Annotated in this window: 9 protein-coding genes; 6 read left to right on the forward strand and 3 right to left on the reverse strand. The window is 38.9% G+C overall.

Going from position 1 to position 11,231, the window contains the following annotated elements:
- Positions 1-288: sigma-54 factor interaction domain-containing protein (locus GX437_03020; GenBank protein ID NLJ06623.1), on the reverse strand; the 288-nt coding region annotated here is incomplete at its 3' end.
- Between the two features lie 234 nt (positions 289-522).
- Here GX437_03020 and GX437_03025 point away from each other — a divergent pair.
- The 6 genes from GX437_03025 to GX437_03050 all read left to right on the forward strand — a co-directional run bounded on the left by GX437_03025 (position 523) and on the right by GX437_03050 (position 8,827).
- Positions 523-1,917, forward strand: coding sequence for an alanine:cation symporter family protein (locus tag GX437_03025; GenBank protein NLJ06624.1), 1,395 nt, complete (start codon positions 523-525; stop codon positions 1,915-1,917).
- 1 nt (position 1,918) lies between these two features.
- Positions 1,919-3,583 (forward strand): alanine:cation symporter family protein, encoded by a 1,665-nt coding sequence (locus GX437_03030; GenBank protein NLJ06625.1) that lies wholly within the window; start codon positions 1,919-1,921, stop codon positions 3,581-3,583.
- 54 nt (positions 3,584-3,637) lie between these two features.
- Positions 3,638-4,999, forward strand: coding sequence for a sodium-dependent transporter (locus GX437_03035; GenBank protein ID NLJ06626.1), 1,362 nt, complete (start codon positions 3,638-3,640; stop codon positions 4,997-4,999).
- Positions 4,999-5,919, forward strand: a complete 921-nt coding sequence (locus tag GX437_03040) for a helix-hairpin-helix domain-containing protein (GenBank protein NLJ06627.1) — start codon at positions 4,999-5,001, stop codon at positions 5,917-5,919. Before GX437_03035 ends, GX437_03040 begins: the two co-directional genes overlap by 1 nt.
- Complete coding sequence (locus GX437_03045; GenBank protein NLJ06628.1) at positions 5,912-6,811, forward strand: hypothetical protein; 900 nt, start codon at positions 5,912-5,914, stop codon at positions 6,809-6,811. Before GX437_03040 ends, GX437_03045 begins: the two co-directional genes overlap by 8 nt.
- 294 nt (positions 6,812-7,105) lie before the next feature.
- Positions 7,106-8,827 (forward strand): OmpA family protein, encoded by a 1,722-nt coding sequence (locus GX437_03050; protein NLJ06629.1) that lies wholly within the window; start codon positions 7,106-7,108, stop codon positions 8,825-8,827.
- Positions 8,828-8,839: 12 nt separating this feature from the next.
- Here GX437_03050 and GX437_03055 read toward each other — a convergent pair whose 3' ends face one another.
- Positions 8,840-10,147: an MFS transporter gene (locus GX437_03055; GenBank protein ID NLJ06630.1), complete on the reverse strand. Its 1,308-nt coding sequence runs from the start codon at positions 10,145-10,147 to the stop codon at positions 8,840-8,842.
- A complete protein-coding gene (locus GX437_03060) occupies positions 10,144-11,067 on the reverse strand; it encodes a hypothetical protein (GenBank protein ID NLJ06631.1) in 924 nt (307 codons plus the stop codon). The genes GX437_03055 and GX437_03060 overlap by 4 nt, the downstream gene beginning before the upstream one ends.
- Between the last annotated feature and the right edge of the window lie 164 nt (positions 11,068-11,231).

Genomic DNA, 11,231 nt, shown 5'->3' on the forward strand with positions numbered 1-11,231 from the left:
ACTTGTAAATGAACCTTTTTCGTGCCCAAACAATTCAGAATCAATGGTCCCTTCAGGAATAGCACCACAGTTGACAGCAATAAAATTCCCGTGTTTTCTCCGGCTCAGGGAATGAATGATTTTTGAAAAGGCCTCTTTACCTACCCCACTTTCCCCGGTTATCAATACACTGATATCGGTTGGGGCAACTTTTATCGCCTTTTCAATAGCGCGGTTCAGGCTGGGATGGTTCCCGATTATTTCAAACCTGTTTTTAACCTCCTGTATTTTTGATGGACTTATTATCATCTGATTTCTTTTGGCTTTTTTTATCCCTGCAAAAATAAATTAATTGGCTGACATCTTGTCAGCTAATACAAAAAATGATTAGAAAATCTTGAATTTTTCAAGAAAAAAAGGCCTTTATGGATTCTAAGCTTTGAAAAGCATTAAAAAACATTAGCAGATTCCCAATTCAAATTAATAACAGATATTTGCCCTTTGCCCCGTAAACAATTTCAGTTCATTTTAATACAAAGTTTGATGAATAAAATACTGGACACCTTTGACAAAATACTGGTAGGGTATAATGAATACATTGGCGGATATCTGATTCTTCTTGTTTTGATTCCGACCGGGATCTACTATGCATTCCGGCTGAAATTCATCAATATCAGAAAACTGGGGCATGCCATTGCCATTGTAAGGGGGAAATATGATAACGTACATGACGATGGTGATATCAATCATTTTAAAGCATTGACCACAGCATTGTCGGCAACGGTTGGAACCGGAAATATTGTAGGCGTTTCTCTGGCGATTTATCTGGGCGGCCCGGGTGCATTGTTCTGGATGTGGGTAACCGGTTTTCTCGGCATGATTATCAAATATGTAGAAGTTACATTGGCTCATAAATTCAGAAAATTCAACAGCGATGGTACGGTTGCAGGAGGGCCTATGTATTACATGGAATTTGCCTTAAAAGACAAACTCGGGCGATTTGCCAAGGTATTGGCGGTCGTGTTCGCCATTGCTGCAATATTATGTTCACTTGGTACCGGAAATATGGCGCAATGTAATTCCATTGCCGATGTCATGCTTTCCAATTACAACATACCTGTCTGGTTCTCAGGCCTTATTCTGACCTCTTTGGTTTTTTTGATTGTCATTGGAGGAATCAAACGCATCGCTGAAGTAACTTCACGACTTGTTCCGGTGATGGCGGTTTTTTATTTTGCTGCTGCCATTCTGGTCATTATTCTTGACATCAGAAATATTCCCAATGCTTTTTTGATTATCTTCAGAGATGCATTTACCGGGCAGGCCATGGGAGGCGGATTTGTCGGTTCAGCCTTTTTTATGACCATGCTTTGGGGAGTGCGAAGAGGCTTGTTTTCAAACGAAGCAGGGCAAGGCTCAGCCCCGATTGCCCACTCTGCTGCAAAAACAAAATATCCTGTTCGGGAAGGACTCGTTGCCCTGTTGGAGCCTTTCATCGATACCATTGTTATTTGTTCTTTGACCGGACTTGTTGTTGTTGTTTCGGGTGCATGGTCGAGTAACATCAAAGGCGTGGGAATGACGGTTCTGGGAATGTCGCAGGGTTTATCAAAAATAGGTCTTCAGATGTATGCCAAGCACATTGTAGCGTTTGGCTTGCTGATGTTTGCCTTTTCCACCGTGATCAGCTGGTCATACTATGGTGCAACAGCAGCTAATTATTTACTGGGCGAAAAAGCCAGAAAGCCTTATTATTATTTATTTTGCCTTTTTGTGTTCTTTGGCTCCGTTTGGGGGCTCGACCTCGTCTGGCATTTTGTCGATGCCGTCATTACCCTGATGTCTATTCCCAACCTAATCGCCATTTTATTACTCTCTCCTGTGATTGTCAAGGAAACAAAAGACTATTTTGAAGCCATGAAAATGAAAAAATTGTAAAATGTCTGAAAAAGATAAATCTTTCCGGTTTCGCTTTTCATCATTTGCAATCCTCCTGTTTATCATTGCCTTCTTTTCAAATACCGGAAAAGGTATAGCCTCATCAACCAGGGACTCTAACTACTTTCAAAATAAAGTTGAACAGATCAGTGAACGCATTAATAAATCATTCACCCCTTTTGTGGCTTTTTTATCCAAGATATTGTTCTGGGATCCATTTTCTGCTATCGGTATTTATGATCCTGTTGTTTATCAAAACGGAAAACCCGTCATCAACGAAAAAGGAGAAATTGTAAAAGCCCCTTTAAAATTAATTGTGGTATGGCTCATTTGCGGGGCATTGTTTTTTACACTTTACATGAAATTCATCAATATCCGTGGATTTAGCCACTCAATCGGATTGATACGCGGGAGGTACAATAATCCTGCAAACCCGGGAGAGGTTACACATTTTCAGGCATTGATGACTGCCTTATCTGCTACTGTCGGTATGGGAAATATTGCCGGAGTAGCCATTGGAATCAGTATTGGCGGGCCCGGTGCAACTTTCTGGATGATCATGGCGGGTTTGCTGGGCATGAGTTCAAAATTCGTGGAATGTACTTTAGGGGTTAAATACAGGAAAATAAATGAGAAAGGTGAGGTTTCAGGTGGAGCCATGTATTACCTGAAATACGGACTGAAAAAGAAAAGACTTGGAATTTTGGGAAGTTTTCTGGCTGTTTTATTTTCCATTCTCGTTATCGGTGGCTCATTTGGCGGAGGAAATATGCTTCAGTCAAACCAGTCTTTTTCGCAGTTTGCCAATATTTTTCCTGCAATAAAAAACTATGGCTTTGTTTATGGAATCATCATGGCTTTTCTGGTAGGACTGGTTATCATCGGAGGAATAAAAAGCATTGCAAGAGTAACATCAAAGATTGTCCCTGTGATGGCAATTATCTACATAATGGCTGCCATCATCATTATATTATTTAATATCCGTCATTTACACGAAGCTATTTCGTTGGTTGTCAAAGGTGCTTTTTGTGCGGATGCGATGAAAGGGGGCTTTATCGGAGTGTTGATCATGGGCTTCCAGCGAGGTACATTTTCAAATGAGGCCGGTGTGGGTTCGGCTTCTATCGCTCATTCCACAGCAAAAACGAATTATCCGGTCAGTGAAGGCATTGTCGCCCTGATTGAACCATTTACAGATACGGTAGTAATCTGCACCATGACAGCCCTTGTATTGGTTTTCACAGGATACTACAACAATCCGGCAGGTCTGCAAGGGGTTCAGCTGACTTCAGCCGCTTTTGGCTCCGTCATTTCATGGTTCCCTTATGTCTTACTCATCGCTGTGTTTCTCTTTGCTTATTCCACCATGATTTCCTGGTCGTATTACGGACAGAAAGGCTTTGATTTCCTGTTTGGTCACTGGAGCGAAAAGTTATTCGGTACCCGAAGGGTATCGACTCTGTTTTATCAGGTCGTTTATCTTGCCTGCATTGTAATTGGTTCATCTTCATCTATTTATGCTGTAATGGATTTTTCAGACATGATGGTGTTGTGTATGGCTTTTCCGAATGTTATCGGCCTGATGATATTGGCTCCTGAAGTGAAACAAGAATTGAATGAATACTGGAAAAAGCTTAAAGACGGGGAAATAATCAGGTATTGGTAATGATGAATTTGAATATAATTTTGCAGAATCTTCTGTCATGGAAATTAACTTAATATGCAGATAAACAAAAATGAAAGAGGCAGTTTTACTTCTCAGATAGGAGTAATAGCTGCTGCAGCAGGCTCTGCCATTGGATTGGGCAATATCTGGCGCTTTCCTTACATCACCGGTCAGAACGGTGGTGCTGCCTTTGTTCTGATCTACTTAATTATTGTATTTCTGATTGGTGTGCCGGTGATGCTGTCAGAGCTGTCTATTGGACGGTCTTCTCAGCGAAATGCTTTTGGTGCTTTCAAGGTACTGGCACCCGGTAAACCATGGTACCTTGTCGGATTGATGGGTGTAGTGGCTGCTTTTGTCATTCTTGCCTTTTACAGTACGGTTGCCGGATGGACACTTGAATACCTTGTCAAATCTGTTACCAATCAGTTTTCAGGTAAAAGCGGAGAAGAGATTAATCAGTTATTTGATGAATTTCAGACAAATGGCTTTCGTCCGGTACTCTGGCAGATGGTCTTTATGATTCTTACAGCTGCCATAGTTTTTGCCGGTGTGCAGAATGGAATCGAAAAATACTCTAAAATTCTGATGCCTCTCCTGCTGGTACTGGTTATTGCACTCGACATCAGGGCAGTAACCCTGAAAGGTGCAGGGGAAGGTTTAAAATTTTATCTTCAACCTGATTTTTCTGAAGTAACATGGAAAACAGTGATGATGGCTCTCGGTCAGGCTTTCTTTTCGTTAAGTGTGGGAATGGGCTGCCTGATTACCTATGGATCTTATATTCAGAAAAATAACAACCTGACAACTATTGCTGTCAGTACTTCGGTTGCAGACTTATTAGTCGCTTTCCTCTCAGGACTGCTTATTTTTCCAGCTGCTTTTGCGTTTGGAATTAATCCCGGGCAAGGGCCCGACCTTGTTTTTAAAACACTGCCCAATATCTTCCTTCAGATGCCAGGTGGATATTTCTTCGCTATTCTGTTTTTTGTACTGATTGCCATTGCGGCTCTCACTTCTACCATTTCAGTACTTGAAGTCGTTGTAGCATATTCCATTGAAGAGTTGAATATCAGCAGAAAACCGGCTACCATTCTGGCCACTGTGGCTATCAGTATTCTGGGTATTTTTTGTACACTCTCCTTCTCATCTCTGGCAGATTTCAAAATCTTTCATAAGACTTTCTTCGACCTGTTCGACTTTTCGTCTGCCAACATCCTTCTGCCGGTTGGTGGCTTCCTGATTGTCATTTTTGTCGGATGGTTCATGGGAAAAAATAAACTCAAAGAAGAGATTTCAAGCAATGGAACATTTAAAGCAACCTTCTTTTTCCTTTTCAGGTTTATCGTTCGCTTTATTGCTCCGGTAGCCATTGCTCTTGTTTTTCTCAATGGTTTAGGTGTTCTGAAATTTTAATGATTAAAAAACTTAAATATTTCCTTTCTTCCATCGGGGAATATTTCAGCTTTTCAAAATCAGAAAGGCAGGCTTTATATTTTCTGACTGGTATTATCATTATCGTCAGTCTCCTGAACTTTTTGATTCCTTATCTGCAACTTAAATCAAAAGCTGATATAAACCGTTTTGAGGAAGAAATAGCCTCCTTGAATCAGTTATCAGGCGAAGGAGATACCAATTCAGAAAACATTGATCCTTATCTGGAAGATATAGGATATAAACCAGTTCAGGCTTTTTATTTCGATCCCAATAAAGTCGGACCTCCCGAATGGGAAAAATTAGGAGTACCTTCTTTCATTTATCAGCGCATTGAAAAATATAAACTAAAAGGCGGAAAAATTCGAAAAACTGAAGATTTGCTTAAGTTTTCGGGATTAGACAGGCAATGGTATGAAAACATTAAAGACTTTGTCAGATTTAGCGAAAAAGCTGACACTTTTAAAACACAACCTACTTCCCCAAGCTTTCAGAAATATGACCTGAATAAAGTTACCCGCGATGAGCTGATTTCCATAAAAGGTATTGGAGAGGTATTGGCCGACAGAATCATCAACTACAGGGAATATCTTGGGGGATTTTATACCCTTGAGCAGTTGGCTGAAGTATATGGAATTGATTCGCTAAGATTTAACTACCTGAAAAAATATTTCTTACTCAATGACATCTCAGTGAAAAAAATCTCCCTGAACCTGAGCTCTGTTTCACAATTGTCGAAGCATCCATATCTGACTTACCGTCAGGCTGAAAAAATTGTTGAATTCAGAAACAAAACAGGTCCGTTCCACTCGCTTGAAGAACTTCGGAGAACAAATATTTATCAGGATAGTGCTGCCTATAACAAACTTTTTCCTTACTTAAAACTCTGGGATAATGATTGAATTTCTGCCAAATCATGCCATCAATAAAAGCCTATGGGATCAAAGGATAAGCACTGCTCAAAATCCGAGAGTATATGCATTAAGCAGGTATCTGGATGCGGTTTTTCCGGAATGGTGGGCATTGTTAAGCAATGATTATCAGGAAATAATGCCTGTTTTTCCTAAAAAGAAGTTTGGGTTGAATTATCTGCATCAGCCGATGTATGTCCAGCAAAGCGGAATTTTCTTTCAGCAAAAAAGTGAATTTTTCAGATCTGAGGAATTTATTAAAGCTATACCTGAAAAATACAAATACATTGATGTTCACCTTAACTTTAAAAATCTTCCCCCGAAAGGCATCAAACTTTATAAAGAGAAGAAAATAAATCAGTTATTACGGCTCGACAGGGGTTATGAAGAACTTTATGGAAAATTTTCTGAAAGCCACAGAAAAAACATCAGAAGAAGCAAAAAATACAAGCTTTTCATGAAGGAGTTGACTGAATATGATCTGTTTTTCGACTTCAAACAACAATTTCCAGGCGAATACCGTGAATCAATGTCTGTCCTGAAGAAAATTTGCCAAAACCTTGACTATCAAAATATTAAAGTATTCTCAGTTCTGGATGAAAATCAAAATACCCATGCAGTTGCTCTTTTTATTTACTGGAATAATACCCTGACATGGTTGTCGTCTGGTGTATCTCATGAGGCAAGGGAAAATAAAGCCCTGTTTTTTCTGGTTGACAAACTGATTGACCAATTTGCCGGAAGCAAAATGATACTTGATTTCGCTGGCTCTTCTCTTCCGGGCGTCTGGTATTTCAACAATGGTTTTGGCGCGGCAGATGAAATTTATTATCATATCACACTCAATCGTTTGCCATTGATAATCAAACGGTTAAAAAAATAATAAACCAATATCTTTTTTGGATCCCTTCTTTAAATAAATTCATTAAATGGTTATTAAGCCAGAAAATTGCGACCACCTGATTTTCAAATTTCAATAATTACCTTGAAAAAATTTTGATTTTTATAAGGGATAAATAAAAAAAAATTTTGCCATTCGAGTTATTTGATTATTTTTGAGGCGGTTTTAAGTTGTTAATTTTTTCGGAAATATTTTGTTTTATCCAGATTTGAGGGGTTAATTCTGGAGAAATTGTTATATCTTTGAGCTTTGTCATTAGTTGCTAAAATAAAGGAAATGAAAAGAATTACACTAATTGTGGCATTATTCACCGGTTTATTTGTATTTCATCTAAGTGCACAGGTTGCTGATGAAGACAAACCGGGAAAGATTAAAAAAACAGCCGGGAAGCCGGAAAGTATTAAATTCAACAGGTCGTGGTCAGTTGGAGCGTATGGTGGTGTTCCCATTGTTTTCGGAGATGTTAACCCCGAATATTTGTCGCTGGGTTATGGCCTTTCTGTTCAGAAAGCTTTTTCTCATTCTACATTGGTCCGACTTTCTGGAGGAATGGGAAGTGCAAAAGGAATTGACAGAAAATATTCTTCAACATTTATGATCAAAAACAACCCTGCACTTAACGGGAAGCAAGACCCTTTTGTTGACTTTACTTCCATCGGATATACCTATTTCAATTATAAAATGAATTATTACGACATAAACTTTCATTTTATTTACAACTTTGCTGCCTCTGACTACAGAACGCGTGAAACACAACGTTTGAACCTGTATTTTTTCGGTGGCGGTGGTCTGATGCTCTACCAGACTTTTACCGACCAGCTTGATAAAAACGGGGCATTGTACGATTTCAGCACCATTTATAATGATTACATCAATGGTAATATTACCCAAAATGATGCAAAAAAGCTTGTTGCCGATATGCTCGACAGAGATTATGAAACTGCCTGTGACGGAAATCCTGCCGGAGCAGCACCCACATGGCAAACAGTTGTTCTGAACCATATTGCTTTGCCAAACGTATCCGGTGGGCTGGGAGCACGATTCAGAGTTTCATCCAAGCTCGACTTTACTCTTGAAGCCCGTGCTCATTATACCAACGAAGACCTGCTGGACGGACAAAGATGGGAAAGGTCTTATGATATTTTATCTTCTCACAACGATATTTTCTTTTTTGGCTCCATCGGATTAAACTACCGACTTGGCAGAATCGACAATATCAATTGGTTCGACAATCCTGCTGCCATGCATTATAAAATTACCCTTGAAAACAAAAGAAAAATTGCCTTACTGTCTTCTGATACCGACAATGACGGGGTTTCCGACTATTTTGACAAAGACCTTGAAACACCGGAAGGGGTAAAAGTAGATGCACAGGGCAAACCTCTTGATTCAGATGGGGATGGAGTAGCTGATTATCAGGATGAAGAGCCATTTTCTGATAAGGGAGCAATGGTGAATGAAAAAGGAATTTCAATTGACAGTGATGAAGATGGTGTTCCCGATCACCGTGACCTGGAACCTAATACTCCTAAAGGTAAATTAGTTAATTTTCAAGGGATTACAATAGCTGAGAAAGGTTCTATAAGTGGGGTCAGTGGAAGTGCTATCGGATTTCTTCCTGCTATCTTTTTCGATTTTGACGATGCAAGGCTGAAAACTGAATTCCTGAGTCCATTAAGCATGGTGGCTGAAGCCATGAAAGCTAATCCAACGGCTAAATTAAGAATTATCGGCTATACCGACAAAGTGGGAAGTGAAGAATACAATAAGGCTCTTGGCCAAAGGCGGGCACAAACAGTTGCCGACTTTCTGACCATGCAGGGCATTGATCCTTCCCGCCTTGAAGTCATCAGCAAAGGTTCGGCTGAGCCACTGACAGACGTAAATACCAATGACGCACAACGCCTGAACAGAAGGGTACAGTTTGAACTGATCAAAACTTCGGCACCTACCCCTGAAGAGAAAAAATTTGAGGAAGTTCCGGTAAAAGAAGAATAGTAATCTGGATTTTTATTTCTGAGATAATGGATTTTTCTTCTCTTTTACGAAAAAGAGGACTAAAAATCCGCAGATAAAAAACATTCCCAGCATGATGACAGAATTACGCATGCTGCCACTCACCTGCTCAATAAAACCATAAGAGGCGATACCCAACACAATGGCAATTTTCTCAGTAAACTCATAAAAACTGAAAAAAGATGAAGTATCATGTGTACCCTCTGGAATCATTTTCGAATAAGTAGAACGGGAAAGACTTTGGATACCGCCCATCACCAGACCTACTATAGCGGCAAGAAGGAAAAAACCACTGGCCTTATAAGTGAAATATGCAGTAATACACATGCTTACCCAACCGGCAAGTAAAACCGATATTGCTTTCAGATTGGATGTTTTCTCCGATAGCCAGGCTGCAATCTGTGCTCCCACCATGGCAATCAATTGAATAAGTAAAATACTGATAATCAGGTTTTGTGTTGTAACATGCAATTCTTTTGCTCCGAAAAGGGAGGCCATGTAAAGTACTGTTTGAACACCCATGCTGTAAATAAAAAACGCATAAAGAAAGACACGCAGATTCTTCATTTGGCGGACCTCTGCAAAAACCTTCAACAGTTCCTGGAATCCTTTGGTAATATTGTTTTTCCTGACTTTTTCTTTTTGATAACCTGAAGGAAGATGATAAAATGAATATTGCGAAAAACCAATCCACCATAAACCCACAGAAAGAAAACAAATCTGAGTCGGAAGAATCTTGTCTTTAAAACCAAGCTTTTCAGCATTCATGATGAATAAAAGGTTGAGAACCAACAAAAGAAATCCACCAAAATAGCCTAAGGAAAAGCCTTTTGCACTGACGCGGTCACGCCTGTCTTCCGATGCAATTTCCGGGAGATAGGCATTATAAAAAACCAGACTGCCGTTAAATCCAATATTTCCGAGAATGATTCCGGCAAGGCCAACAATCAGATTTTTCCCGTTGAAAAAGAACAAAGACATACATGCCAGTGAACCCAGGGTAACAAAAAATCGCATATATGATTTTTTTTGTCCACTATAATCGGCAATGCCTGATAAAACAGGGGATAAAAAAGCTGTAACCAGAAATGAAAACGAAAAAGCATAACTGTAAAGCACACTGTTTGAAACTGTAAAACCTAAAAACTCGACCATTTCACTTCCAAAGGCTTTTTGGGTCATGCTTTCATAAAAGGGAGGAAATACTGCTGCCGTTATCACCAGGGGAAACACTGAATTAGCCCAGTCGTAAAATGCCCAGGCATTGATGATTTTCTTATTATTTACCTCAAATGCTTTCAGGATGATTTTGATTGCAGTTTCTGAACAATACTCAATAAATACTGGGTTTGTTTTTGAGACAATTGCTTATTGTTTAACTGTTCCTTTTTAAATGCAGCTATTTCTTCAGAGGTCAGCGACCTGTTATTTTTCTTGCAATACATTCTCAGATAATGCTCTTTGAAGATATAATTCATCGGGTATGATTTCGCAAGTTCAGTGGCATATTGAAGCGATTTGTAATGATTTTTTTCGACCTCATCATAAATTTTCATCAAAAAATACTTTGATTCGGTGCTGAGAATGATATCATTATGCTTAAAATTCAGAAATATCAGCCCCTTTTCTCTGTTCCCTGAAGGTACAAACAATAAAAAAGGACGGAGATAAACATAATTCTCATAGGCAACATCTGTCAGATACAAGTATAATCCGGAAGTCAGGTAAAAACCATCAAAAGAGGTTTCCTTTCCAAGTGTATTTTTAATAACAGAAAGATTTTTTTTCAATTCGACCAGGGTGTTGACATATTTACTCTGCATCAGGTCTAATCTTGACATAAAAGAATAGATAACAATTCTCAAAAACTGATATTCATCGGTTACAATATTACCTGTTTTGCTCCTGGCTGTCGTGAGTGCTTTATAAAAACATTCAACATTTTCATCATTGTTTTCTCCGGAAATGATTTTCCACCAGTAATAATTAGCTTCATACAGGTATGTCCACGGAGAATAATTGTAATTTCTTTTCAACTCCAGACGAAGTGAATCTGCTCTGTTAAACTGAAAATTATAAAGAAAATTAAAACCTTTGTAAACCTCAGCTCTGATATTGCAATTGCTGATGATGTCTTTACCGGTAAAATTATAGGAATTCAGATTATTATAACTGCTGACAATTAAAACAAAAACGAGTATAAACCTGAGTATTTTATTCACCGGATGAAAATTATGAAAGGTGCAAAGATAGTTTTTCGGACTTTTCAGTGAAAAGAATATTTTATTACCACATATAAATCAAAACCTGACTGATTGACTTTAATTGCCTGATAATAAATTCTCCGGTATAAGTTTGTTTTCAGGTACATCATTTTCATTGATCA

The sequence above is a fragment of the Sphingobacteriales bacterium genome (assembly GCA_012517435.1).
Taxonomy (GTDB): domain Bacteria; phylum Bacteroidota; class Bacteroidia; order CAILMK01; family JAAYUY01; genus JAAYUY01.